We start from the raw sequence: 26,842 nt of genomic DNA, 5'->3' as shown, positions 1-26,842 counted from the left end.
GCCGTGCGGCCCGCCGTCCCCGCTGGGGAACTCCTGGGGCCTCTCGTTTGGATCAAGCTGTTGGAGCGGCCCTCGGCTACAGTGCGAGTATGACGATCCGTCGCATCATGCCCAGCGTCGTCACCCAGGACATCGAAGAGAGCCGAAGCTTTTACAGCGATTTCCTGGGCATGGACGTGCGCATGGACGAGCCCGGCTTCTTGATGTTGGCCTCGCCCGGTAACCCGACGGCGCAGATGACCGTGGTCTCCCCTGCCGCAGACTCATGGGACCCGCATACCGCCCGTTCGACACTGGCGGTCGAAGTCGAGGACGTTGACGCCGCGTACGCCGCAGCCGAGCGCCAGGGGTACCAGGTGGTCTATCCCTTGACCACGGAACCATGGGGAATCCGACGTTTCTTTGTTCAGGCACCCGACGGAAGTGTCATCAACGTCCACAGTCACGTCTGAGGATGAAGGATCGGGCAGACCAGAGGAAAATACCGGCGATGTGGAGTCCGGCCAGGTAGACGGTGGCGGTCTTCTCGTATCGGGTGGCGATCCCACGCCACTGCTTCAGGCGGTTGATGCACCGTTCGACAGCGTTGCGCCGCTCGTAGGTCTCACGGTCGAACGCCGGTGGTCTGCCACCGCGGCTGCGCCGGCGTAGCCGGTGTCCGCGCTGGTCGGCGGGGACGGGGATCACTGCCTGGATACCACGCTTGCGCAGGTGCTCGCGGATCGCGCGCGAGGAGTACGCCTTGTCGGCCAGGACCAGGTCCGGCCTGGTACGAGGCCGTCCTCGCCGACGAGGAACGCGCAGACGGGCCATGACGTCGGTGAAGGCGGGCGCGTCACCGGCCTGTCCGGCGGTGAGGTGAAAGGCCAGTGGGCGGCAGCGGCCGTCGGCGGCGAGGTGGATCTTCGTGGTCAGTCCGCCGCGGGACCGGCCGATGGCATGGTCGTCAGGTTCGCCGGCCGGGGACCCTTTTTGCGGGCCCCGGCCGCGTGCTGGTGAGCCCGCACGTCGTGGAGTCCACCGACACGGCCCAGTTGAGGTCCCCGTCCGCGTCGGCCTGGGCCACCAGAGTGGTGAAGACCCGCTCCCACGCGCCGTCGACAGCCCACAGCCGCAGCCGGTTGTAGACACCTCGCCAGTTGCCGTACTTCTCCGGCAGGTGAACCCACTGCGTGCCGGTCTGGAACTTGAAGGCGATCGCGTCGATCACCTCACGATGGTCCCGCCAACGGCCACCCCGCTTCGGCGTCCGATCCGGGAGCAACGGCTCGATCCGCTCCCACTGCGCATCAGTCAACGACACACTCGGACCAACGACCAACTGATCCAAACGGAACTGCCTAGTCGCGCAAGGGCCGGCGGTGGTCGTCGCGGTGCAGCGTGGCCAGGGCCAGGGTGCCCAGGGCGCAGGTGACGATGACGTAGTAGGCGGGTACGTCGGGGTTGCCGGAGCGCCGGATCAGTTCGGTGACCAGCAGCCCGGCGCAGCCGGAGAACAGCGCGTTGGACAGCGCGTAGGCCACGCCGAGACCGGTGGTGCGGACCGGCGTGCGGAACGTCTCGGCGAGCATCGCCGGCCCCGGTCCGGCCAGCAGACCCACCAGCGCGCCGGCGACGGCCACCGCCCCGCACGTCAACCACAGGGGCGCGGAGCGCTGTTGGACGAGGTGGAGCAGGGGCAGTGCGCACACCGCCGAGAGCGCGGCACCGGTCACCATCACCGCGCGCCGGCCCACCCGGTCGCTCAGCGCGCCCGCGGGGAGGATCGCGGCGGCGAAGCCGAGGTTGGCGATGACCGTGGTGAGCAGGGACCGGGCCGGACTCGCCCCGACGGTGTTCTGGAGGTAGGACGGCAGCACCACCAGGAACGTGTAACCCGCCGCCGACCAGGCCACCAGGCGCCCGCACCCCAGGACGACCGCCCGGGCCGTGCTCCGCAGCGGCGGCCGGGGCGCGGGCGGGGCGCCGTCACCGCCCGCGCGATCCGGCGCGGTGCGGCGGAACGCCGGGGACTCGGGCAGGCCCAGGCGCAGCAGCAGGGCGAGGGCCCCCATCGGCAGGGCCGCCAGGAACGGCAGCCGCCAGCCCCACGCCGCGACCTGCGCCGCCGACAGCACGGTCGTCACCAGGGTCGCCGCGGCCGCGCCGCCGAGCAGTCCGAGCGCGACGGTGAAGGACTGCCACGCGCCGTACCGCCCCCGTTTCCCGTCGGGCGCGCACTCGGTCATCAGGGCGACGGCGCCACCGAACTCCCCGCCCGCCGAGAGGCCCTGGACGATCCGCAGCGCGGTCAGCAACCAGGGGGCGGCCGCGCCCGCCGTGGCGTACGTAGGCAGCGCCCCGATCAGCGCCGTCGCGCCGGTCATCGTCACCACCGCCGCGATCAGCACCGGCCGGCGGCCGAAGCGGTCGCCGGCCCGGCCGAGGAGGAACGCGCCCAGCGGTCGGAAGAAGAAGGCCAGCGCGAACGTCGCATACGTCTTGACCAGGGCCTCCGCGGCTCCGCCGCCTTGCGGGGTGAAGAAGTTGGCGGCGACGACGGTGGCGAAGTAGGCGTAGACGCCGAACTCGTACCACTCGATGAAGTTGCCCACCGCGCCCGCGGCGACGGCCCGGGCCCCGGGCGCGGTCCGGCCGGGTGCCCGGCGCGGTTCGTCTGTGGAGGTCGTCATGTCCGGCAGTCTTCCCACCGACCGGGTCCGGGTCGCCGGTGCCGGACGGTCGGCCCGGCCCGAGGACCCGGCGGGTGGTGGCACAGCACTGCGCACCGCCACCGAACCGAGCGGTCCGCATGCACAGCGTGGCGAGCGGGCGGAGCTGCCGCCCGCCGGGTCCGAGGTCCCCCGCCCGCCCCTCGCGGGACACCGCGCGGCGGGTGACAATCGACGCACGGCGCCCGTGCGGCGCCCCCGCTCCACACCGAGCGGGCAGGGAGGACGAGGGGCCGCCCACGGTGCGGCCACCGCTTCCCGACCGTGCGGGCGGCACAGGCCCGACGTGTCGGGGCGTGCCCCTCGGCACCGGTCCGGAGAGGTGACGTGCGATGTCTCCATGGCGGGTCCGTGCGCTGGAGGAGAGCGATCTGGACCAGGTGGTGCGCATCTGGGAAGAAGCACCGGACGCCACCGTCGACCTCGCGGTGAGCCTGGCGGAGGCGGTGAGCGCGCTGCACGCCGAAGCGCCGGCCGTGGTGGCCGTGGTGGGCGACCAGATCGTCGGCGCCGCGGTGTCCCTGGTGGCGCAGGAACGCGCCTGGATCCTGCGGATGGCGGTGGGCCAGCCGTGGCGGGGGCACGGCGTCGGGCAGGCGCTGCTGGCGGCCCTGGAGGACCGGTTGGGGCGGTCCGGGGTGCGCCGCATCGGGGCGCTGCTGCCGGACGAGGAGGCCGGCCAGCGGGCGTTCACCCGCGCCGGCTACGTGGCCCGACCGGACCTGCACTACGTCGAGAAGCAGCTGACCGCGGACTCCGCCGAGGCCACCTTGCTCGACCAACTCGGCGGGACCGTGCCGGACGCCGGCCTGTGGGACGGCATCGCCGGCATGAGCGCCGAGAAGGCGCTGATCGAGCGTCGGTTGGTGCTCCCGCTGGAGCACCCCGACGTCGCCGGCGAGTACCGCCTGGTGCCGCCCCGCGCCGTGGTGCTCTTCGGGCCGCCCGGCACCGGCAAGACCACCTTCGCGCGGGCGGTCGCCTCCCGGCTGCGCTGGCCGTTCATCGAGGTGTTCCCCTACCAGCTCGCCGACGACGCGCACGGCGTCGCGGCCGGACTCCGCCGGCTCTTCGCCCGCGTCGAGCACCTGGAGCAGGCCGTGCTGTTCTTCGACGAGGCCGAGGAGATCGCCTCCGAGCGGCACGACCCGACGACGCTGGCGCACCGGGTCACCAACGAACTCCTCAAGCTCATCCCGCAGTTCCGGCGCGGTGAGCGCCGGCTGCTGATCTGCGCCACCAACGCGGTGCGCTCCCTCGACCCGGCCTTCCTGCGTCCGGGCCGCTTCGACTACCTCATCCCCGTCGGGCCGCCCGACCCCCAGGCCCGGCGCGCCATCTGGATCCGCTACATCGGCCCGGACCGCGCGGCCGGCCTCGAACTCGACGCGCTGGTCGAGGCCAGCGACCGGTTCACGCCCGCGGACATCGAGTACGCGGCGCGCACCGCCGCGCAGAGCGCCTTCGAACGCCACCTGGCCTCCGGGCCGGACGAGGGCGCCGATCCGACCCGGCTCACCGGCGACTACCTCCAGGCGATCGCGCACACCCGTACGTCGCTGACCGAGGACGACATCCGCGCCTTCGACCGGGACCTCAGGACCGCCGCCCGAGTGTGAGGTACTCCCGCGCGGTGGTGGTCGCGCGGGCGGCGGCGAGGGCCAGGCAGACGCGGTCGCGGGTCAGCGGCAGCACGCCGAAGCGGATGCCGGTGGCGTCCCGCACCGCGTTGGCCAGCGCGGGGGCGACCGGGGTGAACGGGCTCTCGCTCATCGACTTGGCGCCCAGCGGCCCGAGGGCGTCCGCGGTGTCGGCGAAGTACACCTCGGTCCGCGGCACGTCACCGAACGCCGGGACGTGGTAGGTGCGGAAGGACGTGGTGACGAGGTGCCCGTCGTCGTCCCACAGCAGCGACTCGTACAGGGCCGCGCCGACGGCCTGCGCGACGCCGCCCTCGATCTGGCCGCGGCACTGCAGCGGATTGACGACCCGGCCGGCGTCGGCCGCGTGGACGCTCCGCAGGATCCTGATCTCGCCGGTGCCGGTGTGCACCGCGACCCGGAAGCCCTGCACGTCGAACGCGACGGAACGGGGCGAGCCCTCGCTCGTGGCGGTCGCGGACAGTTCGGGGCCGGTGGCCCGGGACCGCGTCGCGAGGTCGGCGAGCGGGACGCGGGCCTCGCCGCAGCGCACGTGGTCGTCGGCCGGCGCGCAGGCGGCCGGCTCGACGCGGGCGTAGCGCGCCCCGGCCGCGATGATGCGGGTCCGCAGTTCCTCGGCGGCCCGGGTCGCCGCCAGCCCCGCGACCACGATCCCGGTGGAGCCGAACGCGCCGGTGTCGTGGTCGAGGCGGTCGGTGTCGGCGTGCACGATCCGGATCCGTTCGGGACGGGTCCCGAGTACGTCCGCGACGAGTTGCCGGTGCGCGGTGGTGGTGCCGCTGCCGAACTCGGCGGTGCCGACGGTGAGTTCGTAGTGTCCGTCGGCGCGCAGGGTGATCCTGGCCTCGGCGTGGTGTCCGCGCGGCGGGATCGTGTCGATCATGCCCAGCGCGATGCCCTGCCCGACCCGCCAGTCCGCGCCCGCCGGCGGGCGCGCGCCGGCGTCGCGGCGCAGCGCCGAGCGGACCAGGTCCAGGCACTGGTCCAGGCCGTAGCTGCCGATCTCGACGTCGTCGGGTGCGGCATCGAAGCTCAGCATCGGATCGCCGGGCCGGATCACGTTGCGCTCGCGGAAGGCGATCGGGTCCGTCCCGAGCGCGCGGGCCAGTTCGTCCATGGCCGACTCGACGGCGAAGATCGTCTGGCTGAGTCCGTAGCCGCGGTACGCCCCGGAGGGCACGGTGTTGGTGTAGACGGCGTAGCCGTCGACCTTCTTGTTCGGGCAGCGGTAGACGGCGATCGACTCGTTGCAGCCGTGGATCACGGCGGTGGCGTGGTTGCCGTACGCGCCGGTGTTGGCGACGGCCCGCAGTTGCAGTGCGGTGAGGGTGCCGTCCCGCCGGGCCGCGGCCTTGACCCGCACGCTGACGGGGTGCCGGACGGCGGTGGCGGTGAACTCCTCCTCGCGCGTCAACTCCAACTGCACCGGCCGGCCGGTGCGCAGGGCCGCCAACGCGACGACGTCCTCGGTGAACATCTCCTGCTTGGCGCCGAAGCCGCCGCCGACCCGGCCGCACAGCACCCGGACCCGGTCCTTGGGCAGCGCGAAGAGGGTGCACAGGGCGTCCCGGGTGAGGAACGGCACCTGACTGCTGGTCCGGACGGTGAGCCGGCCGGCGGCGTCCAGCCAGGCGAGCGAGGCGTGGCTCTCCAGGTGCGCGTGCTGGAGGCGGTGGCTGACGTAGGTGTCCTCGTGGATGACATCGGCCGCCGCGAAGGCCGCTTCGACGTCGCCCAGGTCGCCGTGCACCTCGGCGGCGATGTTGCGGTCGGCGTCCGCGATGTACTGATCGGGCCCCTTGTCGCCGTGCAGCACCGGGGAGCCGGGCGTCATGGCCACCTCGGGGTCGAACACGTCGGGCAACACCTCGTAGGTGACGGCCAGTTGGCGGCATCCTTCTTCCGCGGCGGCCACGCTGTCGGCCACCACCGCCGCGACCCGCTGCCCGGCGAAGCGGACCACGTCGTCGAAGAGCCGGGTGTCGGCCGGGTCGAGGGTGGCGTCCTCGTGCCGTCCCGTGGAGTACCGGCGGGCCGGCGCGTCCTCGTGGGTGAACACGGCCCGCACCCCCGGCACCGCACGCGCGGCGCTGGTGTCGATCGCGGTGATCCGGGCGTGCGCGTGCGGCGCGTGCACCAACTTCGCGTGCAGCAGGCCCTCGACGGAGACGTCCAGGGCGTAGCGGGCCGTGCCCGTCACCACCTGCGGGCCGGCCGGCGCGGGCAGGTTCCGCCCCACCGACTCCCCTTCGGCAGCGTCGTCGACCCGTACGACCCCGTGGACGGCGTCCTCGATCGCCCGGTACCCGGTGCACCGGCACAGGTTGCCCTTCAACGCCTCGGGGAGGTTGCGCCGTTGCTCGGGATCGAGCGCGGCCGCCGTCATGATCAGGCCCGCCGTGCAGAAGCCGCACTGGAATCCCTGCGCGGCCAGGAAGTCCCGCTGCACCGGATGCAACGCGGCGTCGCCGGCGAGCCCTTCGACCGTCGTCACCCGGCGGCCGGCGGCGCGGAACGCCGGGAAGAGGCAACTGTGCACCGGCTCGCCGTCGACGTGCACGGTGCACGCCCCGCAGTCCCCGGCGTCACAGCCCCTCTTCACCCCGAACCAGCCCAGCTCGCGCAGGTAGCTGCGCAGACACTGCCCGGGCCGCGGTTCCCCGGTGAAGACCCGGCCGTTGACCTCGCACCTCATCGTGCTCCCTCCTCCCGCGGCCGGGCCAACTCGGCGCGGATCTCCTCGGCGAACCGGACGGTCATGAGCCGCCGCCAGGCAGGCGCGCCGTGCACGTCGTGGTGGTAGAGCCACGGCGGAACGGCCCGTTCCAGCGCGGTGAGCAGCTCCGCCGCCCCGGGAAGCCCGGGGAAGGCCAGTCGGACCGGGCGGACGGTGGCGGCGGTGACGGTCAGCGTGAACGCGCCGTCGTCGGGCGAACGCCGCCCGATGAGCAGCGCCGCGGAACGGCCGTGCGGGGTCAGCGAGATCCGGCGGAAGGCGGTGCGGCAGCGCAGTGCAGCGGCCGGCAGGGTGACCGCGCGCAGCAGTTCGCCGGGGGCCAGCACGTTGCGCTGCGGGCCGGTGACGAAGTCGAGGGCGGCGACCTGCCGCGCACCGCCGTCGGGCCGCCAGAGGGTGCAGACCCCGTCGAGCGCCGTGGCCAGCGAGATCATCGGGCCCGCGGGCAGCGACAGGCACAGGTTGCCGCCCACGGTGGCCTCGTTCCACACCTTGAACGAACCCAGCAGCGCCCGTCGGCACTGACCGATCAGCGGGGCCGCCGCCCATTCCGCCGGCGGGTCGATCCGGCCGAGTCGGGCCAGCGTGCAGGTGGCCGCCAGCTCCAGTCCGGCTGCGTCGATCCGGAACGGTGGCCAGTCGAACCCCCGCAGGTCGATGAGGCGGCGGAGGTGGGGTTGGGGTGCGGAGAACAGCCAGGTGCCGCCGGCCAGCCAGGCGTCGCCGGGCCGCCAGGTCGCCTGGGCCGCGCGGGTGGGTGCCGCCACGACCGCGGTGACGGTGTTGAGGTCCATCCGGTACCCCCAGGCAGGCGGTGGGAAGGCGGGGCGCGGCAGGCGGTCAGTACGGGTGGCGGTTCGGCTTGTCGGTCCACGCCTGGTAGGAGCGGGCGCCCAACTCCGGGTACACCTGGGCGATGGTGATGCTCCGTTCTTCCGGGGCCTTGCGGAAGTCCTCGTACTGGAAGGCGTCGCTGAAGCCGATCTCCTCCGTGGCCTGCCAGTCGCAGCTGAAGTAGACGGCGTCGATCCGCGACCAGTAGATGGCGCTCATGCACATCGGGCAGGGGGCGCCGCTGGTGTAGATCGAGCAGCCCTGGAGCATCCGCGCACGCTCCGGCAGCCGGTCCGGCGAACCCTCAGGGCGGGGCACCAACTCCAACGTGTACGAGTTCTGGTGCTCCTCGGAGACGGTGGGCGCCTCGGGGTTGAGGAACTGGACCGCCTTGCGGATGGCCTCCACCTCGCCGTGTGCGGTCGGATCCGCCGTCAGCAGTACGCGGTTCTGGCCGCGCGCGATGATTTCGTCGCCCCGGGTGATCACCGCACCGAACGGGCCGCCCCAGCCCTCTTCGACGGATTCGGTCGCCAACGCGACCGCTTCGGCCATGAATTCTCTGTGCCCCATGACCGGTGCCTCCGATCAGAGCGTCGCGTCCGGTCCCCGATGAGCGGAAGAACCTTGGCGGTTCAACCTCGGAGGTTCAACCTCGGCGGTTCACCAAGAGGAAGGGGGTTTGTCACCTTATGACCCTTTGTGGATTAGTCTAGTAAGGGTGAGTTGCCCTGCAAGCCGTGGCTCCCGCAGCGACGTCGCGACCGTCGTGATCTCGCAGAGGGTCCGGGCGGGCCGGGAGGACGACTACCGCCGCTGGCAGGAGCGCACCAGCGAGGCGGTGCGCGCGTTCCCCGGGTTCGAGGGGACGGAGGTCTACCCACCGGCCTCCCCGGACTCCGCGGCCGAGAACGAATGGGTCGTCGTCTTCCGGTTCGCCCACCTCGACCAGCTGTCGGCCTGGCTGGATTCCGAGGCGCGCCGGGTCCTGATCGAGCAGGGGCGCGACCTCTTCGAGGAGCCGCCCGCGCAGGAGGTCCTCGTCGGCGGCACTCCGGTCCAGGACTCCGTGACCGCGGTGATCTCCCACGAGGTACGACCCGACCAGGAACAGGACTTCGTGCGGTGGCAGGCCCGGGTACTGGCGGCCCAACGGGCCTTCCCCGGCTTCATGGGATCGGAGCTGTTCCGCCCGGTGCAGGGCGTCCAGGGCAAGTGGGTTGCAGTCTTCCGGTTCGACCACCGCCGCCACCTCGACGCCTGGCTCGCCTCCGCCGAGCGCACCCGACTCCTCGACGAGGGCCGCGCCTTCTTCGTCTCCTACGACGTGCGCAAGGTCGGTTCGGCGTTCGGCAGTTGGTTCCGCTTCGACTCGCGCGCCGAGGAGGGCGCACCGCCCAACTGGAAGCAGGCCATGTGCGTGCTCCTGGCGCTCTATCCCACCGTCCAGGTCCTGAACCTCACCGCGGGTTCCCGCTTCGACGCGCTCGGCGTGCCCGGATACCTCAGCCTGTTCCTCTCGAACGTGCTGAGCGTCGCCATCCTGACCTGGCTGCTCCTGCCGTTGATCAACCGGGCCCTCGCCTTCTGGCTGGTGCCCGACCGGGCGCGGCCCCTGCGCACCGAGGTGGCGGGCGGCGTGCTGGTCGCCCTGTGCTGGGTGGTGTTCCTGGTGGTCTTCGCCCTGACCACCGGCTGAGGCGCGCGCCGGGGCCCTCCGGCGCCCGTGGCGCCGCCCCCCCCGGGTGCGCCGCGGGCCGGGCCGGTGCCGTGCGGACGCGCGGCGGCCCGCTCGTGGATGCTGTCCACGGGCGGGCCGCCGCGGGTGCCGGTCGCGGTGGCGACTACGGCTGGGGGGTACTGAGAGCGCGCCGGTCGCGCCGCTGCTTGAGGCGGTCGGCGCCGATCAGTGCCGCCACCACGACGGCCGTGCCGAGGAGCTGGTGACGGCCGTCCGAGGAGGTGGCCATCACCGCGAAGACGCCGAGGATGGCCGCCAGCGCCACCCACGTCAGATACGGGAAGCCCCACATCCGCACCAACAGCAGCTCGGGCGTCTCGCGCTCCAGGCGGCGGCGCATCTTCAGCTGGGTGAGGCAGACGATGGACCAGACGACCAGCACCGAGCAGCCGGCGATGTTCAGCAGCCAGGCGAACACCGTGGTCGGCCAGATGATGCCGGCGATCACGGCCGCGAAGCCGAACAGGCAGGACGCCACCACGGCGGCGGCCGGCACGCCGTTGGTCACCTTGCTCAGGAACCGCGGGCCCTGACCCCGGGTGACCAGCGAGTACGCCATGCGGGACGAGCCGTAGATGTTGGCGTTCATCGCGGAGAGCAGCGCCACCAGCACCACGACCTGCATGATCGTGCCGGCGGCCGGGATGCCCAGTCGGTCGAGCACGGTGACGTAGGGGCCGGCCGTGGCGACCTTCGGGTCGTTCCACGGGACCAGGGTGACCACCACGGCCATGGAGCCGATGTAGAAGACGGCGATGCGCCAGACGGCGGTGCGGACCGCGCGGACCACGTTGCGGCGCGGCTCGTCGGACTCCGCAGCGGCGATGGTGACCGTCTCCAACCCGGCGAACCCGGAGATGGTGGTCAGCAGCCCGGCGGCGAGGCCGGCGGCGCCGGTCGGGAAGAAGCCGCCGTGGTCGGTGAGGTTGCCGGCGCCGGGGGAGTTCCCGAACACGCCGAGGATGCCGAGCACGCCCAGCACCAGGAACGCCACGATCACGGTGACCTTGATGGTGGAGAACCAGAACTCGAACTCGCCGAAGTTCTTGACCGCGGTCAGGTTGCTGGCGCAGAAGAACACCATGAAGACCGCGACCCAGCCGTAGGCAGGCAGGAACGGCACCCAGGAGTGCATGATGGCGCCCGCCGCGGTCGCCTCGGCGGCCACGCCGGCGCACAGCATCAGCCAGTACATCCAGCCCGAGGTGGTGCCGGCCCAGGTACCGAGTTCGGCCTCGGAGTGCACCGAGAACGAGCCGGTGGACGGGCGGGCCGCGGACATCTCCCCGAGCATCCGCATGATCAGCATGACCAGTGCGCCGGTGGCCGCGAAGAGGAGGACGATGGCCGGTCCGGCGGTGGCGATGCCGACCCCGGATCCCACGAAGAGTCCCGCGCCGATGACGCCGCCGAGCGCGATCATCGACAAGTGGCGCTGTTTGAGGCCGTGGGACAACGGGGGTGCAGGGTCCTGCACGGCCCGCGGGGAGTCCTGGGGCGACCGGGTGGTACTCCGAGTCATGGGCGTGCCCGTCCATTGCTTGAGACGATCATTGAGCCCACGAGTCTGCGTCGACACGGTGCGTGAGCGCCGTGAATGTTCGCTATTCGGACGCCGTGTTCACGCGTGGTGAATATGCGGACACGGGACCGGACGGGCATCCTCCGGTTCGCGCTCGCCCGGTGCGGGTCAAGAGGGCGCCGCGGCACGGCCGTTCGCCTCGGGACGGGCCGCGAGGCGCCCTCGTCCGCCGACGAGCCGCGGAAGCGGCCCACGCGGCGCCGCGCCGCCGCCGGTGCCGGCACCGCGCCCACCCCGCCCCACCCGCCGCTGACCTGCACGCCCGCGGGCCGCGCCGCCTGCCCGGGGACCGGGCACACGTCGGCGGCCCGGTCTTGGCCATGCCCCTGTCACGCGGTACCGTCTCCTCGATATCGACGACGGCGAGGCGGAACCCGGTGGGAATCCGGGACGGTCGCGCCACTGTGAACGAGACGCCCCCGCGCGCCGGGAGCGTCCGTGAGTCAGACCCGCAGCCGCCGTCCAGTGCACCACCGAGATGGGACGCGAACTCCCAGAGGAGGCCCTGCCATGGCGCAGTCCGTCGCCCAGCCGACCGCCACCACCCCCGCCGTACCCGCCACGCTGCCGCTCAAGGCGATAGCTCCCTGGGCGGTCTTCTTCGGCATCCTGATGCTCGTCCTGCTGTACTTCGTCGGCGCCGAGCAGGGCGCCACCTCCGTGTTCAACGGCACGGACGTCCACGAGTGGGTGCACGACGCCCGCCACCTGCTCGGCTTCCCCTGCCACTGACGCGAGGGACGCCGCACTCATGAACTCCGCAACAGTGAGAAACCTCCTCGTGCGAGGCATGCTCGCCGGCCTCGCCGCCGGTGTGCTCGCCCTCGTCGTCGCCTACGTCCTCGGCGAACCCAGCGTCAACAGCGCCATCAGCTTCGAGGACGCCCACTCCCACGAGCACGAGATGGAAGTCGTCTCCCGCTCCCTGCAGTCCACCGCCGGCCTCGCCACCGGCGTCCTGGTCTACGGAGTGGCCTTCGGCGGCATCGCCGCGCTCGCCTTCTGCTTCGCGCTCGGCCGCGTCGGCCGCTTCGGCCCGCGCGCCACCGCCCTGCTGCTGTCCGGCTGCGCGCTGCTCGCCGTCTACGTCGTGCCGTTCCTGAAGTACCCGGCCAACCCGCCGTCCGTCGGCGACCCCGACACGATCGGCCAACGCACCACCCTCTACTTCCTGATGATGCTGCTCGGCGTGCTGCTGGCGATCGGCGCCACCCTCCTGGGCAAGCGGCTCGCACCCCGCCTGGGCACCTGGTGGGCGACCGTCGTCGCGGTGGCCGCCTTCGCCGTGGCGGTCGGGCTGGCGTACGCCTTCCTCCCGGTCATCAACGAGGTGCCGGAGGGCTTCCCGGCCGCGCTGTTGTGGCGGTTCCGCCTGGGCGCCCTGGCCATCCAGACCGCCCTGTGGGGCGCGTTCGGCCTGGCCTTCGGCGAACTGGCCGAACGCCTGCTGCACCCCCGGCCCGCGACGGCCGCACCCGGGGCGGCGGTTGCCGCCCCGCAGTGACGCCGCCCGTACCGAGAGGGCCCTTCGACACCGTCCGAGGGCCCTCTGGCGTTCCCGGGCAGCCGGGCAGCCGGGCAGCCGGGCAGCCGGACGGGCGGTCACCCACCACGGGCGTCAGGGCGCGTCCGCTGCGCCGGGAGTGCCCAGGGTGCGTCCGAGGCGGAGGTTCCACCGCCCGGACCGGCCGCTGAGCTCGGTCGCCGTGAGCGGAGGCACGTCCACTCGCCAGAACGCGGCCTCGGGAGCCCCCAACACGCCGACCACCACGGCCCGGACGACCTCCGGTTCGACGACCGCGAGCGTCCGCCCGTCCTGCCCGCCGCAGTCGGCCAACCACCGCGCCACCCGCGCGCACAGGTCCCGCACCGACTCGCCGCCGTGCGGTGCCGCGCCCGGATCGGCCAGCCACAGCGCCACCGCCGCGGGCTCCGCGGCCGCCACCTCGTCCAGCGTCCGCCCCCGCCAACGGCCCACGTCCCACACCGCCAGTTCCGCCGCCGGGCCCGACGGGCCGGCGAGGCCGAGCGCCGCGGCGGTCTCCCGGCAGCGCACGGTGGGAGAGACGTGGACCCGGTCGGCGGCGGGCAGCGAGCCGGCCGCCGAGGCCGCCCGGGCCGCGCCGGCGGCGTCGAGCGAGGCCCCGTCGTCGAAGCGGGCCCGCCGCAACGCCGGGTTGCTCGCGGGGGAGATGAGGATGACACGGCTGGTCACGCGGGCGTTCCTCCTGCTTCCGGCACGGGACGACGGCCTTCCTCCGACGGGCGCCGGCCCTCCACCGGATACGGCACGTACGTGCGCCGGTCCGGGGCGATGGCGAGCCGGCCGCCGGCCGGGCCCGCGAGGCGCAGCAGCACCGGAGCGGTCAGCGGGCGCCGGCTCTGCTCGATCTGGTCGGCGTAGCCGGTGGAGCTGCCGAGCGCGCGGGCCATCTCGACCTGGTTCATCGCGTGCTCGCGCCGCAGCTTCGCGTGCGCGTAGACCTTCCGCTCGGTCGGTCGCCGGGCCACCGCACACCCCCTCCTCGCCCGGCCGTTCGCTGCCTGGGCGGGGGCAAAAATAGCATGCGCGGGATGCGCGGGATGCGGCGATCCACCGCCGGCAACGGTACGGAATCCGCAGGCCGGCACGGTGGTCGGGGCGCTGCCCGGCTGTTGACCGACCGGTTCCCGTTTCCGGTCGCATCAAGTCGCATTAATGGGTTGCCGGTCGACGAGGGCCGTGGATGCAATGACCGGCATGATCCTCCAGGTGCGCCCGGGGCGGCGCGAGGGCACGAGCGCGCGGTGCCGCGCCCTGCGACCCCGCGCTCCGGGCGCCCTGCCGCCGCCTCGTCGTTCGGGAGAAGCAGACGCATGAACACGCCACCCGCTCCAACCGGAGCACCACCGACCGGCGGGGAACCCGTCCGGATCGGCGCCCTCGCCCCGCTCACCCCGCCCGGCTGGACCGAAGCGGGCCACCACTTGCTCGCCGGCATCGAGGCGGCCGTACGCGACGTCAATGACGCCGGCGGGATCGTCGGGCGGCCACTGGAACTGCTGGTCCGGGACACCGCGGCCGATCCGCAGCGGGCCGCGGCGGCCGTCGAGGAGTTGGCGCGCCTGGGGGTGGCTGCCGTGGTGGGGGAGTACCACAGCGTCGTGGCCCGGACCGCGGCCGTCAGGGCCGACGCGCTCGGGCTGCCGTTCCTCTGCTCGTCGGCGGTGCTCGACGCCCTCACCGACGGGCCGACGCCATGGGTCGCGCGCCTCGCCCCGCCGCAGTCCCGCGGCTGGCGGAGCTACGCGGACTTCCTGCTCGGCGCGGGCCACCGGCGCGTCGCCGTGGCAGCCGTGCCGAGCGTCTACTGGACGTCCGGGGCCCGCATCCTGCGGGACCACCTCGCGCCGCGCGGCGGTGACGTCGTCACGCTCGACGCGAGCACGCTCGCCCCAACGGAGCTGTGCGACGCGCTCGTCGACGACGGTGCGACGGCCCTGCTGCTCCTGGTCGGCCATCCGGAACCGGCGGTGTCGATCGTCCGGGCCGTCCGCCGGGACCAGCGGCTCGCCGGGCTCCTGATGGGCGCTCCGGCCGGGCAACCGGAGTTCGCCTCGTGGGCCGCGTCGCTCGGCGACGACGGCGCCGGCATCCCGTTCCTGCGCTACCTGCCCGAGCGCCTCGGACCGTTCGGTGCGCGCGTGGCGGCGGCCCTGCACGAGCGGCTGGCCGAGCCGCCCTCCTTCGTGGCCTTCGAGGGCTACGACACGGTCACCGTCCTCGCCGAAGTGCTGCGCTCGCACGGCCAGGACCGGGCGCGCATCGCCGAAGCCTGGCCGCGCGTCGAGGTCGAGGGCACCCGCGGCCCGATCCGGTTCGCCCGCACGCCGGGCATCGGCGTGTGGCAAGGGGACGGGGCACCGGTCCAGGTCGTCGACCGGGATCCGGCGGAGCCCGCCCGCTTCCGGATCCGCCACACCGGCTGACGGCGCGCGCAGGCCGGTTGACCCACAGGCGTTCCGCGGGGATGGCCCGCAGTCCGGTGCGCAGGAGGTCTGCGGCCTCCTGCGCGCTCGGGACGCGGGGGGAGTGGATGTCGTAGACCCCGGGCCCCGCCTCGCGCGGGTAGCCGTGGGCGGCGAGTTCGCGGGCGACCTGCATGTGGGAGCGGGTGGCTTCCAGGCTGATGACGTCGGCGTCGAGGTCGTCGATGGCCTGGACGATGTCGCCGAACTCGGCATAGCGCATGTGGGTCCCGCCTGGCGGACGGGGCGAACCAACTGCGCCGGTCAGCCTACGGCGCGGGCCCGCGAACCGCCGCGAGCCGTCCGGAACGCGGAAGGTGAGATGGGGCAACCGGGGTACGGGTTTACCGCGGACCCGGGGTGGGAAGCGCGGCAGACGCGGTGCCCGACCGGCCCACGGCCGGGCGGCCCGCCGCCCGCCGCACCCCGCACACCCCGAGGAGTTCCCGGCATGACCGCCGCCCCGCACCGCACCGACCCGACCGCCAGCCCTGCCGACGTCGCGCTGCTGCACACCGCCGTCGCCGTGGCCCGCCGTGCCCGCGCGGCCGGCAACCACCCGTTCGGCGCGCTGCTCACCGGTCCCGACGGGGCGATCCTGCTGGAGGCCGAGAACACCGTCACCACCGAACGCGACGCCACCGGCCACGCCGAGACCAACCTCGTCCGCCTGGCCACCGCCCGGTACGACGCCGACTTCCTGCGCGCCTGCACCCTCTACACCAGCACCGAACCCTGCGCGATGTGCGCGGGCGCGATCTACTGGGGCAACGTCGGCCGCGTCGTCTACGCGCTCGGCGAGGACGGGCTGCGGGCCATGACCGGCGCCGACGAGAAGAACCCCACCATGGCCCTGCCCTGCCGCGACGTCTTCGCGGCGGGACAGCGTCCCCTGGAGGTCGTCGGCCCCGTCGACCTCCCCGAGGCGCGCGCGGTCCACGCCGGCTTCTGGGACTGACCCCGCGGCGCGCCCCGGCCGCGGGACCCCACGGCCGGGGCGCCGGGGCGGCTCAGGACGCCCGCGGCGGCATGGCCGCCAGCGCCGCCCTCGCGAGGTCCCTGGCCTCCGCCTCGCAGGCGGGGTGCTGGGCGCGGACCAGGTAGGCCCGCACCACGAGGTTGCCGTCGCGGACGTTGAGCTGGCAGCTGGGTTGGGCGGTGCCGGTCGTCCAGTACGCCTCGTCGCCGAAGCCGAGCCCGGTCTGGGAGAACCCGGACTTCGCGCCGTCGGCGAAGTCCTGCTGCTGCCGCGCGGTGCCGCTCCCGTCGGGGCGCGTGCGGCTCAGCTCCCACGAGACGTCGGCGCTGGGGGAGTAGTTCCAGCCGTCCGCCTGCGGCTGGTCCCGGTCGAACCAGGAGCACTCGGTCTTCGCGCTGTCCCCCTGTTCCTGGTAGACGTCCTTGTCCTTGCGCCGCTCGGTGCGCAGCGGAAGCTTGACCACGGCCTCCGAGCACACCGGCATCGTCACGTACTTGTCCGGGGCGGCGCCGGCATCGCCGCCGCCGTTCAGCAGCAGGTAGCCGCCGGTGGCGAGAGCCGCCGCCAGTACGCCGGCCGCCGCCACCCACGCCGCGGTGCGCCGGCGCCGCGGCGGCGCGACCGGCGCGGCGTGCGCGGTGAGGACGGCCGTGCGCGGGGCGACGGGACCGGTGTCCCCCAGCAGTGCCGTGCGCTCGGGGTCGCCGTCGAGCAGACCCGCGATCCGGGCCCGTTGCACGTCGACCATGCGGTGCACGGCGGGCGGCCACGGTCGGTCCGTCGGGGCCACCGGGCCCAGGAGGGCGAGGAGTTCGGCCGGTGCGGGCCGGTCGGCCGGCTCCTTGGCCAGGCAGCGGGTGACGATCGGGTGCAGCGCCGGGGGCAGGCCGCTCAGGTCGGGTTCGGTGTGGACGACGTTGTAGAGCGTCTGGAGGGCGGACGGGCCGGCGAACGGGCTGCGGCCGGTCGCCGCCAGCACGAGCACCGCGCCGAGTGAGAACACGTCGCTGGCCCCGGTCAGTTCCCGGCTCTGCGCCTGCTCGGGCGACATGAAGGGGGGCGAGCCGACCACCCAGCCGGTGCCGGTGAGTTCGGTGGCGTCGGCGGACTCCGCGGCCCGCGCGATGCCGAAGTCGATCACTCGGGCGCCGTCCTCGGCGAGCAGGACGTTCTCCGGTTTGAGGTCGCGGTGGACGAGCCCGGCCCGGTGGATCTCGTCCAGTGCCGTCGCCAGGCCCACCGCCAGTCGGTGCAGGGCGTCCTCCGGCAGCGGTCCGGTGCCCTCCACGGCCGCGCCCAGCGACGGCCCGGCCACGAACACCGAGGCGAGCCAGGGGAGTTCGGCGTCCGCGTCGGCGTCGAGGACGGCCGCGGTGTACGCGCCGGAGACCTTCCGCGACGCCGCCACCTCCCGCCGGAAGCGGGTCCGGAAGCCGTCGTCGGCGGCGTGCCGGGCGTGCACCAGCTTCACCGCGGCCGGCCGGCCGTCGGGTGCGACCCCGAGCAGGACGCGGCCCATGCCGCCCCGGCCGAGTTCGGTGAGCAGGACGTAGGGGCCGGCCTGTGCCGGCAGGGGCGCCGTGGTGCTCACAGGGCCTTCACCGCCGCGACGCCCTGGCGGGCCATGTCCTTGGCGAGCCCCTCACAGGCGCCCTTCGGGTAGTGGACGCCCTTGACCGCGACGAAGAGGTACAGGTTGACGTCCCGGGCGTACAGCACGCAGTCGTTCTCGCTGGATTCGTCGAGCCACATGCCCTCCTCCACGAAGCCCAGTCCGGTGTCCCGCGGGGTCTTCGAGCCCATGTACATGCCCTCGTAGTGTTCCTTGGACTGTTCGGCGCCGGTGGGGCCGCCGGCGCGGGAGCGGTAGAGGTCCCAGGAGAAGTCGATCTGGTCGCCGGAGCGGGTGGTCCACACGCAACGCGTCGACGGGTGGCTGTGCCCGTCGCCGTCGGACTGCTGCCACACGCCCGGCACGTTGCCCCCGGGGCGGCCGAAGCCGGCCGGTGCCGTCATGCTGCGGCCGGCCTGCGCGCAGGTCGGGACGGTCTTGGTGTACTTGTCCGACACCTTGGCGAGCGGCACCGAGCCGGGCGTGGGCACCGGCTCCGGGAAGAACGAGTGGTAGACGTCGGTCGGGCCGAGCGCGAGGACGGTGGCCACCGCCGTTGTGAGCGCCACGGCACCCACGATCGCGCCGAGCAGCCACCCGGGGCGCCGGCGCAGCACGGACGCCCGGGGCGTCGCCGGGGCCGGGGTGGGCACGGTGGCGGGCGGTGCGGGTGGTGCAGGCGGGGACAGTGGTTCGGCGGTGGCCGTGAGCCGCGTCGCCCAGTCCCGGCGCTCCGCGATCCGCTCGTAGACGGTCTTCGGCCAGGGGCGTGCGGCGGGCGCCAGCGGGCCGATCAGCGCGCGGAGTTGGGCCGGGGTCGGCCGCGCGGCCGGGTCCTTCGCCAGGCACGGTTCGACGAGCGGGCGCAGCCGCGCCGGAACGGACTCCAGGTCGGGGAGGTCGTGGGCGACGGCGTGCAGCAGCGCGAGCGGCGAGTCGCCGGCGAACGGGCTCCGGCCCGTACTGGCCGTGACCAGCGTGACGCCGAGCGAGAACACGTCGCTCGCCGGGCCCGGTTGCGCGCCCCGGACCTGCTCGGGCGACATGTAAGCCGGCGAGCCGATCAGCGCGCCGGTGCGGGTCAGCTTGGTCTCGTGGTCGGCCGCCCGGGCTATCCCGAAGTCGACGACCCGCACGCCGTCCTCCGTCAGGAGCACGTTGGACGGCTTCAGGTCCCGGTGCACCAGTCCGGCCCGGTGGATGTCGTCCAGTGCCTGGGCGAGGCCGGCGGCGAGCAGCCGCACCGCCTCCTCAGGCAGCGGTCCGCCCGCCTCCAACGCCTCGTCCAGCGTGGGCCCCGGTAGGAAGAGCGAGGCCAGCCAGGGCGTCGACGCGTCCGGGTCGGCGTCGACGACCGGCGCGGTGTAGGCGCCGGAGACCCGCCGGGACGCGTCCACCTCGCGCCGGAACCGCGACCGGAAGCCGGGGTCCTCCGCGAGATCGGCGTGCACCCGCTTGACGGCCACCAGCCGCCCGTCCGGCGCCACGCCGAGCAGTACCTGCCCCATGCCGCCCTGCCCGAGCACCCCGACCGTCCGGAACGGTCCCACGTGCGTCGGGCCGTCCACTCCCAGCATCCGCATGCTGAACCCGCCCTCCCCCTGAACACGGGGATCTTACTCAGAGCGCGGCGGACGCCCGCCGCCCACGTCGGGCCGGGCGTCAGCGCCGCAGTGCCTCGAAGGCGCGCCGGGCGCCCCAGCCGATGGCGAGGTCGATGTCGGGTGCGAGGTTGGCCCGGCGGTCGGACCGGGTGAGGGCGGCCATCGCCACCCGGTCGCCGGCCTCGGACTCCACCACCCCGATCTCGTGCCGCAGGTGCAGGAAGGTGCCCGTCTTGCCGCTCACCCGCAGGGTGTCCGCCTGGAGTTCGCTCGCCAGCCGGTGGCGGAAGAGCTGCCGTCCCATCATGCGGCGCAGCTCCGCACAGGCGTCGGGACGGGCCACGTCGTCCCGCCACACCCGTTGCAGCAGGTCGACCAGGCCGGTGGCGGTGCCGGCGTTGGCGTGCGCCGGGTCCAGCGTCTCGATGCTGTGCCGCCCCGAGCGGTCGTCGCGGATCGCCAACTCCAGCGCGAGCGAGAAGTCGTTGCCGGCGGCGCCGGCGGCACACTCGAACATGCGGTTCAGCCGGTGCCGCACGCGGATGCCGGTGCAGCCCCACGCGCGCAGCCGGGCGTCGACCTCCGCGGCCGGCACGAGGTCGAAGACCGCGTCGGCGGCGGCGTTGTCGCTCACCGTCAGCATCGACAGCAGCAGGTCGCCGACGGCGACGGTGGCCGGGTGCCGGAACGCCGCCAGGCCGGTGGGCCCGACGCTGCTCGTGGCGGGATCGACGACCACCGGCCGTGCCGCGTCGAGCTCCCCGGTCGCGATCCGGTCGAGCGCGACGAGGGCCAGCGGAACCTTGGCCACCGAGGCGAGCGGCACCGACGCGTCGACGTCGAAGCCGAGTTGCTCACCGGTGTCGACGTGCCGGGCGAGGAACGCCCCCCGGACGCCGACGGCCGCCCACTCCGCGGCGATCGTCTCGGCGACGTCGAGGAGTTCCGCGTCGTCGGCGACGCAGACCGGTCGGGGGGCCGGGCCGGCGCTCATCCGCGGGCCGCCAAACGAGACGGCCCGTCCTCGGCCGCGGACCCGGCGGCCGGCGCGGCCGGCTCGGCGCCGACCGCGGCCGCCAACAACGCGGCCAACCAGTGCGGCACCCGCGCCGCCTCCGGGTCCCGGCGCGCGGCGCGCAGCTCGTACCCCCGGTGCAGCGCGGCGTCGCCCAGCGGTGCCCAACTCGCCCCGTGCCGACGGGCGAACGGCTCGGTGCACAGCAGCGTCAGCTGTCCGGCCAGGGTCTCGGCGAGCGCGCTCGCCATCGGTCCGGCCGGCCGGACCGTGCTCTCCGGCAGCCCCGCCCGCGCGACGGCCCGGCGCAGCCGGTCCTGGGCGTACGGGGCGTGGTCCTCCACCGTGGTGAGGACCGGCACGGCCGCCGGGCGGCCGTGCCGGGCACCGGTCCCGCGCCGCGGCCGCAGGTCCTCCAGGTGCACCGCCCGGCGGCGCGCCCGCGGCCGGCCCGTCGCGGACTCCGGCCGCCCGCCGCCGGCTGCCTCCGCGGGCGCGGACGCCAGACCGAGCGGTACCCGCAGCGCGGCGTTCTCCGGCGGCACCCGCACGAGCGCGTACGCCAACGACGCATCGGCCAGGCCCGCCTCGCGTTCGTCCGGCGGGAGCTCCCGCACGGCGAACGTCGTGCCGTGCTCGGCGCCCGCGCGGATCACCCGTGCCAGCGCGGCCGGACCGCAGTCCGCCGGCACGCCGACCGCGCGCACCGCCGACTGCCGGGCCGACCGGGCCACGTGCCGCAGCCGCTGGGCCCGGTCCAGCACGTCGCGGGCGTACGGCAGCAGGAGGACGCCCAGTTCGGTGGTCGCGACCTGACGCCGCGAACGGTCGAACAGCTGGCCCTCGAAGTGGGCTTCCAGCGTCTTGATGCGCCGGCTGAGGAGCGGTTGGGCGATGCCGAGGCGTTCGGCGGCGCGCGAGAAGCTCGCCTCGTCGACGGCCGCGACGTACGCCTCCAGGTGTGCGAGGAGGTCCACCCCGCAGTCATACCAATAAGTTATGACGCATTCAAAGTTCACTCTTGGACATGGGTGGAGCTCTGCTGCTTCGCTGTGCGTCACCGGAGCCCCGCGCGAACGGGGCTCCGCGGACCGCACCACGACGAACCGGGAGACCTCCGCGCATGACCCGTGCCACCCCGCTGCCCCGACGCGGCCTGCTCAAGGCCGGCCTCGCCGCCTCCACCGCCGTGCTCGCCGCCACCGCCGCGCCGTCCGTCGCCTCGGCCGCCACCTCCCGCCAACTGCGCAACTTCGAGGGCGAGTTGCAGGACCTCGAACGGCGGTACGCGGCGCGCCTGGGCGTCTACGCCCGCAACGCCCGCACCGGCCAGGTCGTCGCCCACCGGGCACGCGAGCGGTTCGCGATGTGCTCGACCTTCAAGTCGGTCGCGGCCGCCGCGGTCCTCCGCGACCACGCGCGGTGCGCACCGCTGGACAAGGTGATCCACTACCCGCCGACGGACCTCCTCGCGAACTCCCCGAGGACCGCGGAGCACGTGGACACCGGCATGGCGGTGGGCGACCTGTGCGCCGCCGCCATCCAGTACAGCGACAACACCGCGGGCAACCTCCTGCTGCGGCAGATCGGCGGCCCCGCCGGCCTCACCCGGTTCTTCCGTTCGATCGGCGACCGGGAGAGCCGGCTCGACCGCTGGGAGACCGAACTCAACGACGCCGTACCCGGCGACCTGCGCGACACCACCACCCCGGAGGCGCTCGGCACGAGCTACGGGCGCCTGACGGTGGGGCGGGCCCTCGACCCCGCCGCTCGCGAGCACCTCGTGACCTGGCTGAAGGGCAACACCACCAGCGGGGAACGCTTCCGCGCCGGCCTGCCGCACGACTGGGTCGTGGCCGACAAGACGGGCACCGGTGACTACGCCTCCGCCAACGACGTCGGCGTCGCCTGGACGACCAGGCAGACGCCGATCGTGCTGGCCGTGCTGACGTCGAAGGACACCAAGGACGCACCCGTGGACAACGCGCTCATCGCGGACGCGGCGCGGATCGTCGCGCGCGCCCTCGCCCCCGGCGAGTGACGCCCCGGCGGACGCCGCGCGCTCCCACCGGCCCCGGGCTCCTCAGACCTGCGGGTGCGAGGAGGGCCCTTCCTGGGCGGCGGGCGTGACCGGGTGCAACTGCGCCCGGGCGTGGGCGACGGCCTCGGCGACGGTCGTACAGAGCGCGCCCGGCGGCAGTTTGCCCCGTACGCCCAGGGCGTCGAGGTGCGCGCGGTGCGGATCCGAGACCCCGGACAGGTGGACCACGGCGCCCCGCCGGAGGTGGTGGTCGATGACGTCGGCCAGCGTCAGGATGGCCGTGGTGTCCAGACCGGTGACCCGTTCGAGGTCGAGGACCACCGCCCGGCCCCGCGCCGCGAACACCGGCCGCAGCACCCGCTCGGCAGTGGTGAACAGCAGCGGGCCGGCGAAGCGGTGCACCGCGATCTGGGCGTCCGGTGCGGCCGGCGCCGGCCCGGTCCCGGTGTGCGGGGCGTTTTGGACCGGCACCCACACCTGATCGACGCGGGCGGACGCGGCCACCGTGCGCAGCGCCAGGACCACCGCCAGGGCGGTCCCGGTGAGCACCGCCGTGACGAGGTCGACGGTCAGGGTGAGCGCCCCGGTGAGCGCGGCGATCGCGGCCTGCCCGCGCCCGACCCGACCGAGGGCGCGCAGCGCGGCGACGTCGATCATGCGGGTCGCCGTGGCGATCAGGACGCCGGCCAGCGCCGCCAGCGGCACCGCGGACACCAGGGGAGCGGCGACGAGGACGACGAGCGCCACCACGGCGGCGCTCGTCAGCGCCGCCAGTTGGGAGACCGCCCCGGAGCGGACGTTGATGGCGGTGCGGCAGACGGTGCCGGTGGCGGCCACCCCGCCGAAGAACGGGACGGCCAGGTTGGCCAGGCCCTGGCCGAACAGGACGCGTTGGCCGTCGTGGCGTTCCCGGCCGCTCAGCGCGTCCGCCGCGGCCGCGGTCATCAGCGACTCCAACGCCACCAGGACCGTGACCGTCACCGCCGTGGGCAGCAGTGCGAGGACCTCCCCGGGAACCAGGAAGCCCGGGGAGGGCGTCGGCAGGCTGGTCGGCAGGTGCCCGATCCGGGCCAGCGGGAGCCGGGCGACCTCGGCGACGACGGTGGCCACGGCGACCGCCAGCAGCGGGAACGGGACGGCCGGTCGGAGCCGGGCCCCGCACAGGCAGACCAGCAACGTGCCCACCGTGATGCCCAGCGCCGGCCAGTTCGGATCGGAGCAGAAGGCACGCAGGGCGCCGAGCGCGCTGGCCGCGACGGCCTCGCCGTGCGGAACGTGCCGACCCAGCGCCGGCGGCACCTGCTGCGCGATGATCACGACGGCCGCACCGAGGATGAAGCCCTTCACGACCGGCGTGGGCACGCACCGCATGTACCGGCTGGCCCGCCCCAACGAGAGCCCGAGGAGCAGCAGCCCGGTGAGCAGTCCGGTGGTGAGCACGCCGGGCGTTCCGTGTGCCGCGGCGATCGGTGCGAGCACCACGGCCATCACGCCGCTCGGCCCGGTGATCTGGAGGCGGGCGCCGCCGAACACGGCGGCCAGGCAGCCGGCGACCACGGCGGTGACCAGCCCCGCCCGGGCGCCCAGTCCGGACGCCACCCCGAACCCGATGGACAGCGGCAGGGCCGCCACCGCGACGGTCAGTCCGGCGAAGACGTCCTTGCGCGGGGCCCGGCGCAGCGCTGCGAGATCCGCCCGGTCCGGCAGGAGTTGGGAGATCCTGCGCCGGCCCACCCGGACCAGACGCGTCGGCCGCCCCCGACCGGGGTTCATCGGGTGCCTGCCGAGGCGACCGAGCGGTCCGGCACGGCTCTTCTGCTGCCTCTTCGACGCTCCACTGTCGTTCCCACCCTTTCCCGAAATGCGCCGCCGGATGTCCATGCGGGAAAAGGAAATCCTCGACATGGCTGGCCGGAACGCGAAACACCCGATGCGGAAGTGGCGTGAATGCGCACATCCGTTAGGGTTGACCGTCCAGGCCACACGGCATGGTTGCCGTGATCTCCAGGCGGCGGAGTGTCACTCACGCTGGCATATGCGTTACGACGCGACAAGTGGGAATTGAGGTTCGGGAATTACTCCCGGAGCGGGAATCCCCGACCACTCGACGTTCTCCGGAAAATCCTCTTCCGATAGCACATCGATATCATGTGAAGTGCGCAATCACGCGAAGTGCGAAAGGCGACCGGGGAATTGCGGGACGGGGCGGCCCGGGGTCCCGGTCATCGCCCCGCGTCCGGTTCCCGTGCGGGCAGGCCGCGCAGCAGCACGTCGAGGAAGAGCTCGAAGCGCGGGGCGGCGTGGCCGAGTTCGAGCGGATTCTCCTGGGCGGCGAGCCAGCTGACGACCGAGGTGATGAAGACGTACCAGCTCTGCTCGGCCAGGTCGGGGCGGACCCCGGCGTTGGTGAAGGCGGTGACGACCTCCGTCCGCAACCGGCCGAAGGAAGCCGCGGTGTGGCGGTGCGGTCGGGAGATGCGGGTGGCGTAGCCGGGCACGGCGAGGAAGTGGTGGTGCATGGCCCGTGCCACGTCGCCGAGCCACGGGCGCCAGCGGCGCCGGGGCGGGCCGTCGGTGGGCAGGATGCGCTCGATCATGACCTCGCTGATGAGGTCGAACAGTTCCTCGCGGTTCTTGACCCAGCGGTAGAGCGCCGAGTGGGACACCGTCAGGCGGGCGGCGAGCTCCCGCATGGTCAGCGCGTCGAGGTTCCCGGTCGAGAGCGCGGCATCGACGATCCGCTCGCGGCTGAGCTGGGCGGGGCGTCCCGGGCGGTTTCGCGTGGTCGCGGCGTCATCCATGGTCAGGACTGTAACGAGACCCCTGTCCGGGACGGACCGCGGTGCGGGCCCGTGCCGACCCGCCCTGCATTAGTGACCAGTGGTCACAAACCCGTGTTACGCTCGCGACGGGTCCAAGGCACCAACCCGCCCCGCCACCGGCGCCGCCCGAGCACGGATCGACGACAGACACTCAAGTCACCGCCCTTCCAGGGCTGTTGGAAGCGAGGCGGTGAGGAATCCCGCGGACCCGGCGCCGTCGCGGACGCTCCCGGCCGGGCCGAGCCCGACCGCAGCGCCGCTGACGACGCCGCACGGTCCCCTTCGTCCCGTGAGGAGAAGCATGGAACTGCACCAGGTCCCGTCCGTGGACGGCGACGCGCATCCGGACGGTCCGACCCTGTTGCTGAGCGATGACGACGTGCGGCGGTCCTGCGACATGGCAGCGGTCGTCGACGCCGTCGAGGCCGCGCTCCGCGACGCCCCCGGGCCGCAGTTGGCGTTGCCGCCGCGGTCCTACGCGGCGGTCGAGGGCACCTTCCTCCGGGTGATGCCGGCCATCATGGGCCGCGCCGGGGTGCTCGGGCTCAAGATGCTCCACGGCTCGTTCGAGCGGGGCGTCCGCTACCTCGTGGTCCTCTGCGACCTGAAGACCGGCGCGGTCACCGGCGTGCTCGACGCCGCCTACCTGACGGCCGCCCGCACCGGGGCCACCTCGGGCGTGGCGACCAGGCACCTGGCCCGCGAGGACGCCGAGACCGTCGGCGTCCTGGGGGCCGGTCTCGAAGCGGAGACCAATCTGGCGGCGGTGGCCGCCGTGCGCCCGGTCGCCCGGGTCAAGGTGTTCAGCCCGCGGCCGGCCCGGCGCGCGGACTTCGCCGCGCGGATGGGCGCCGCCCTCGGCCTCGACGTGGTGCCGGTCGACACCGCACGGGCCGCGGTCACCGGCGCGGACGTGGTGGTCGCGGCGACCAACACCGGTGCCGGCGGCCCGGTCGCCCTGCACGGCGAGTGGATCGAGCCCGGGCAGCACGTCGTGTCGATCGGCTCGACCATGCCCTCCCGCCGGGAGAGCGACGTCGCCACCTTCGCCCGGGCCGACGCCGTCGTCTTCGACGCCCCCGCGGGCACGGTCGCCGCGGAATCGGGCGACGTCCTCGCCTGGCGCGAGCGCGACGACGCCGCCGCCACGGCCGTGCCCACCCTGACCCAACTGCTGGCCGGGGAGGTTCCGGGCCGTCGGCGGGCCGACGACGTCACCGTGTTCAAGTCGATCGGCGCCGCCACCCAGGACCTCGCCGCCGCCGTCGCGGTGTGCGAGCGGGCCCGGGCCCGGGCGATCGGGACTCCGGTGCGCGGCCTCGCGGACCTCAAGACGTTCTGAGCCGTCGGCGACCCGGCAGCGGACGGGGCCGCACCTCGCCGAGAGGTGCGGCCCCGCTTCGCCCTGCGCCGACGCTGCCGGTCGGTCAGGAGAACAGCTTGGTGTAGATGTTCCAGCCGGTGCCGATCTGGACGCGTGCCTGGTAGGGGCTGG

The 26,842-nt window shown here is 74.0% G+C and carries 21 protein-coding genes, 3 pseudogenes and 1 riboswitch; of the genes and pseudogenes, 9 read left to right on the top strand and 15 right to left on the bottom strand.

Annotation, left to right across the window (positions count from 1 at the left end):
- Positions 1–89 precede the first annotated feature (89 nt).
- Positions 90–452: a VOC family protein gene (locus ACJ6WD_RS19970; protein WP_233657479.1), complete on the top strand. Its 363-nt coding sequence runs from the start codon at positions 90–92 to the stop codon at positions 450–452.
- Here the strand turns inward: ACJ6WD_RS19970 and ACJ6WD_RS19965 are convergent.
- Both ACJ6WD_RS19965 and ACJ6WD_RS19960 read right to left on the bottom strand, forming a co-directional pair.
- Positions 430–1,321: pseudogene (locus ACJ6WD_RS19965) on the bottom strand (IS5 family transposase). The gene ACJ6WD_RS19970 and the pseudogene ACJ6WD_RS19965 overlap by 23 nt on opposite strands.
- Before the next feature lie 19 nt (positions 1,322–1,340).
- Positions 1,341–2,672, bottom strand: a complete 1,332-nt coding sequence (locus ACJ6WD_RS19960) for an MFS transporter (RefSeq protein WP_331246385.1) — start codon at positions 2,670–2,672, stop codon at positions 1,341–1,343.
- 371 nt (positions 2,673–3,043) lie between these two features.
- Between ACJ6WD_RS19960 and ACJ6WD_RS19955 the strand changes: the two genes are divergently transcribed.
- Positions 3,044–4,330: an ATP-binding protein gene (locus ACJ6WD_RS19955; RefSeq protein WP_233657477.1), complete on the top strand. Its 1,287-nt coding sequence runs from the start codon at positions 3,044–3,046 to the stop codon at positions 4,328–4,330.
- On the opposite strand, the gene ACJ6WD_RS19950 is transcribed toward ACJ6WD_RS19955, so the two are convergent.
- From ACJ6WD_RS19950 to ACJ6WD_RS19940, 3 genes are read right to left on the bottom strand one after another with little or no spacing between them, the layout of a single operon-like run.
- On the bottom strand, positions 4,308–7,067 hold the full coding sequence (locus tag ACJ6WD_RS19950; protein WP_407616270.1) for a molybdopterin-dependent oxidoreductase: 2,760 nt from the start codon (positions 7,065–7,067) through the stop codon (positions 4,308–4,310). The genes ACJ6WD_RS19955 and ACJ6WD_RS19950 overlap by 23 nt on opposite strands.
- Positions 7,064–7,903, bottom strand: a complete 840-nt coding sequence (locus ACJ6WD_RS19945; RefSeq protein ID WP_407616269.1) for an FAD binding domain-containing protein — start codon at positions 7,901–7,903, stop codon at positions 7,064–7,066. Before ACJ6WD_RS19945 ends, ACJ6WD_RS19950 begins: the two co-directional genes overlap by 4 nt.
- 46 nt (positions 7,904–7,949) lie before the next feature.
- Positions 7,950–8,516, bottom strand: a complete 567-nt coding sequence (locus ACJ6WD_RS19940) for a nucleoside deaminase (protein ID WP_376446520.1) — start codon at positions 8,514–8,516, stop codon at positions 7,950–7,952.
- 148 nt (positions 8,517–8,664) lie between these two features.
- Between ACJ6WD_RS19940 and ACJ6WD_RS19935 the strand changes: the two genes are divergently transcribed.
- Positions 8,665–9,642, top strand: coding sequence for an antibiotic biosynthesis monooxygenase (locus tag ACJ6WD_RS19935; RefSeq protein ID WP_233657473.1), 978 nt, complete (start codon positions 8,665–8,667; stop codon positions 9,640–9,642).
- 145 nt (positions 9,643–9,787) lie between these two features.
- Here the strand turns inward: ACJ6WD_RS19935 and ACJ6WD_RS19930 are convergent, their stop codons facing one another.
- Positions 9,788–11,206, bottom strand: coding sequence for an amino acid permease (locus tag ACJ6WD_RS19930; protein WP_233657472.1), 1,419 nt, complete (start codon positions 11,204–11,206; stop codon positions 9,788–9,790).
- A gap of 429 nt (positions 11,207–11,635) precedes the next feature.
- A riboswitch (cobalamin riboswitch) is annotated at positions 11,636–11,715 on the top strand.
- Positions 11,716–11,776: 61 nt separating this feature from the next.
- On the opposite strand from ACJ6WD_RS19930, the gene ACJ6WD_RS19925 reads away from it, so the two are divergent.
- Positions 11,777–11,998: a CbtB-domain containing protein gene (locus ACJ6WD_RS19925; protein WP_233657471.1), complete on the top strand. Its 222-nt coding sequence runs from the start codon at positions 11,777–11,779 to the stop codon at positions 11,996–11,998.
- 19 nt (positions 11,999–12,017) lie between these two features.
- A complete protein-coding gene (locus ACJ6WD_RS19920) occupies positions 12,018–12,770 on the top strand; it encodes a CbtA family protein (protein WP_233657470.1) in 753 nt (250 codons plus the stop codon).
- A gap of 114 nt (positions 12,771–12,884) precedes the next feature.
- On the opposite strand, the gene ACJ6WD_RS19915 is transcribed toward ACJ6WD_RS19920, so the two are convergent.
- Together ACJ6WD_RS19915 and ACJ6WD_RS19910 are read right to left on the bottom strand one after the other, a co-directional pair.
- Positions 12,885–13,481, bottom strand: coding sequence for a histidine phosphatase family protein (locus tag ACJ6WD_RS19915; protein WP_407616268.1), 597 nt, complete (start codon positions 13,479–13,481; stop codon positions 12,885–12,887).
- Positions 13,482–13,606: 125 nt separating this feature from the next.
- Positions 13,607–13,777 (bottom strand): annotated as a pseudogene (locus ACJ6WD_RS19910) (Cro/Cl family transcriptional regulator); the annotation flags it as partial.
- 345 nt (positions 13,778–14,122) lie between these two features.
- Between ACJ6WD_RS19910 and ACJ6WD_RS19905 the strand changes: the two are divergent.
- Entirely contained in the window at positions 14,123–15,235 is a 1,113-nt protein-coding gene (locus ACJ6WD_RS19905) for an ABC transporter substrate-binding protein (protein WP_233657468.1), read from the top strand.
- Between the two features lie 16 nt (positions 15,236–15,251).
- Here ACJ6WD_RS19905 and ACJ6WD_RS19900 read toward each other — a convergent pair.
- Positions 15,252–15,506, bottom strand: a pseudogene (locus ACJ6WD_RS19900) (5-methyltetrahydropteroyltriglutamate--homocysteine S-methyltransferase); the annotation flags it as partial.
- A 219-nt stretch (positions 15,507–15,725) separates the two neighbouring features.
- On the opposite strand from ACJ6WD_RS19900, the gene ACJ6WD_RS19895 reads away from it, so the two are divergent.
- Positions 15,726–16,232 carry a nucleoside deaminase gene (locus tag ACJ6WD_RS19895; RefSeq protein WP_407616267.1) on the top strand — a complete coding sequence of 169 codons (507 nt, stop codon included), beginning with the start codon at positions 15,726–15,728 and terminating at the stop codon, positions 16,230–16,232.
- Between the two features lie 52 nt (positions 16,233–16,284).
- On the opposite strand, the gene ACJ6WD_RS19890 is transcribed toward ACJ6WD_RS19895, so the two are convergent.
- The 4 genes from ACJ6WD_RS19890 to ACJ6WD_RS19875 all read right to left on the bottom strand — a co-directional run bounded on the left by ACJ6WD_RS19890 (position 16,285) and on the right by ACJ6WD_RS19875 (position 21,461).
- Positions 16,285–17,844, bottom strand: coding sequence for a serine/threonine-protein kinase (locus ACJ6WD_RS19890; RefSeq protein WP_407616266.1), 1,560 nt, complete (start codon positions 17,842–17,844; stop codon positions 16,285–16,287).
- Positions 17,841–19,448 carry a serine/threonine-protein kinase gene (locus ACJ6WD_RS19885; protein WP_331246392.1) on the bottom strand — a complete coding sequence of 536 codons (1,608 nt, stop codon included), beginning with the start codon at positions 19,446–19,448 and terminating at the stop codon, positions 17,841–17,843. Before ACJ6WD_RS19885 ends, ACJ6WD_RS19890 begins: the two co-directional genes overlap by 4 nt.
- A gap of 79 nt (positions 19,449–19,527) precedes the next feature.
- On the bottom strand, positions 19,528–20,463 hold the full coding sequence (locus tag ACJ6WD_RS19880; protein ID WP_233657464.1) for a serine hydrolase: 936 nt from the start codon (positions 20,461–20,463) through the stop codon (positions 19,528–19,530).
- Positions 20,460–21,461, bottom strand: coding sequence for a LysR family transcriptional regulator (locus tag ACJ6WD_RS19875; RefSeq protein ID WP_407616265.1), 1,002 nt, complete (start codon positions 21,459–21,461; stop codon positions 20,460–20,462). The genes ACJ6WD_RS19880 and ACJ6WD_RS19875 overlap by 4 nt, the downstream gene beginning before the upstream one ends.
- Positions 21,462–21,607: 146 nt before the next feature.
- Between ACJ6WD_RS19875 and bla the strand changes: the two genes are divergently transcribed.
- On the top strand, positions 21,608–22,525 hold the full coding sequence (gene bla / locus ACJ6WD_RS19870) for a class A beta-lactamase (RefSeq protein ID WP_407616264.1): 918 nt from the start codon (positions 21,608–21,610) through the stop codon (positions 22,523–22,525).
- 42 nt (positions 22,526–22,567) lie between these two features.
- On the opposite strand, the gene ACJ6WD_RS19865 is transcribed toward bla, so the two are convergent.
- Both ACJ6WD_RS19865 and ACJ6WD_RS19860 read right to left on the bottom strand, forming a co-directional pair.
- A complete protein-coding gene (locus tag ACJ6WD_RS19865) occupies positions 22,568–24,298 on the bottom strand; it encodes a SulP family inorganic anion transporter (RefSeq protein WP_407616263.1) in 1,731 nt (576 codons plus the stop codon).
- Between the two features lie 449 nt (positions 24,299–24,747).
- Positions 24,748–25,326 (bottom strand): TetR/AcrR family transcriptional regulator, encoded by a 579-nt coding sequence (locus ACJ6WD_RS19860; protein WP_233657460.1) that lies wholly within the window; start codon positions 25,324–25,326, stop codon positions 24,748–24,750.
- A gap of 322 nt (positions 25,327–25,648) precedes the next feature.
- Here ACJ6WD_RS19860 and ACJ6WD_RS19855 point away from each other — a divergent pair, with 322 nt between their 5' ends.
- Complete coding sequence (locus ACJ6WD_RS19855) at positions 25,649–26,689, top strand: ornithine cyclodeaminase family protein (RefSeq protein WP_407616262.1); 1,041 nt, start codon at positions 25,649–25,651, stop codon at positions 26,687–26,689.
- Positions 26,690–26,842: the final 153 nt, after the last annotated feature.

This window comes from Streptomyces sp. VTCC 41912, from assembly GCF_045799175.1.
Lineage (GTDB): Bacteria > Actinomycetota > Actinomycetes > Streptomycetales > Streptomycetaceae > Streptomyces > Streptomyces albulus_C.
The sequence above is the reverse complement of the archived record's forward strand: the minus strand, read 5'-3'. Positions and strand labels throughout refer to the sequence as shown.

Excerpts from the sequence above, each read along its gene's own strand:
- ACJ6WD_RS19970 (WP_233657479.1), top strand. The coding sequence starts at position 90 with ATGACGATCCGTCGCATCATGCCCAGCGTCGTCACCCAGGACATCGAA.
- ACJ6WD_RS19960 (WP_331246385.1), bottom strand. The coding sequence starts at position 2,672 with ATGACGACCTCCACAGACGAACCGCGCCGGGCACCCGGCCGGACCGCG.
- ACJ6WD_RS19955 (WP_233657477.1), top strand. The coding sequence starts at position 3,044 with ATGTCTCCATGGCGGGTCCGTGCGCTGGAGGAGAGCGATCTGGACCAG.
- ACJ6WD_RS19950 (WP_407616270.1), bottom strand. The coding sequence starts at position 7,067 with ATGAGGTGCGAGGTCAACGGCCGGGTCTTCACCGGGGAACCGCGGCCC.
- ACJ6WD_RS19945 (WP_407616269.1), bottom strand. The coding sequence starts at position 7,903 with ATGGACCTCAACACCGTCACCGCGGTCGTGGCGGCACCCACCCGCGCG.
- ACJ6WD_RS19940 (WP_376446520.1), bottom strand. The coding sequence starts at position 8,516 with ATGGGGCACAGAGAATTCATGGCCGAAGCGGTCGCGTTGGCGACCGAA.
- ACJ6WD_RS19930 (WP_233657472.1), bottom strand. The coding sequence starts at position 11,206 with ATGACTCGGAGTACCACCCGGTCGCCCCAGGACTCCCCGCGGGCCGTG.
- ACJ6WD_RS19925 (WP_233657471.1), top strand. The coding sequence starts at position 11,777 with ATGGCGCAGTCCGTCGCCCAGCCGACCGCCACCACCCCCGCCGTACCC.
- ACJ6WD_RS19920 (WP_233657470.1), top strand. The coding sequence starts at position 12,018 with ATGAACTCCGCAACAGTGAGAAACCTCCTCGTGCGAGGCATGCTCGCC.
- ACJ6WD_RS19905 (WP_233657468.1), top strand. The coding sequence starts at position 14,123 with ATGAACACGCCACCCGCTCCAACCGGAGCACCACCGACCGGCGGGGAA.
- ACJ6WD_RS19895 (WP_407616267.1), top strand. The coding sequence starts at position 15,726 with ATGACCGCCGCCCCGCACCGCACCGACCCGACCGCCAGCCCTGCCGAC.
- ACJ6WD_RS19885 (WP_331246392.1), bottom strand. The coding sequence starts at position 19,448 with ATGCGGATGCTGGGAGTGGACGGCCCGACGCACGTGGGACCGTTCCGG.
- ACJ6WD_RS19880 (WP_233657464.1), bottom strand. The coding sequence starts at position 20,463 with ATGAGCGCCGGCCCGGCCCCCCGACCGGTCTGCGTCGCCGACGACGCG.
- bla (WP_407616264.1), top strand. The coding sequence starts at position 21,608 with ATGACCCGTGCCACCCCGCTGCCCCGACGCGGCCTGCTCAAGGCCGGC.
- ACJ6WD_RS19865 (WP_407616263.1), bottom strand. The coding sequence starts at position 24,298 with ATGAACCCCGGTCGGGGGCGGCCGACGCGTCTGGTCCGGGTGGGCCGG.
- ACJ6WD_RS19860 (WP_233657460.1), bottom strand. The coding sequence starts at position 25,326 with ATGGATGACGCCGCGACCACGCGAAACCGCCCGGGACGCCCCGCCCAG.
- ACJ6WD_RS19855 (WP_407616262.1), top strand. The coding sequence starts at position 25,649 with ATGGAACTGCACCAGGTCCCGTCCGTGGACGGCGACGCGCATCCGGAC.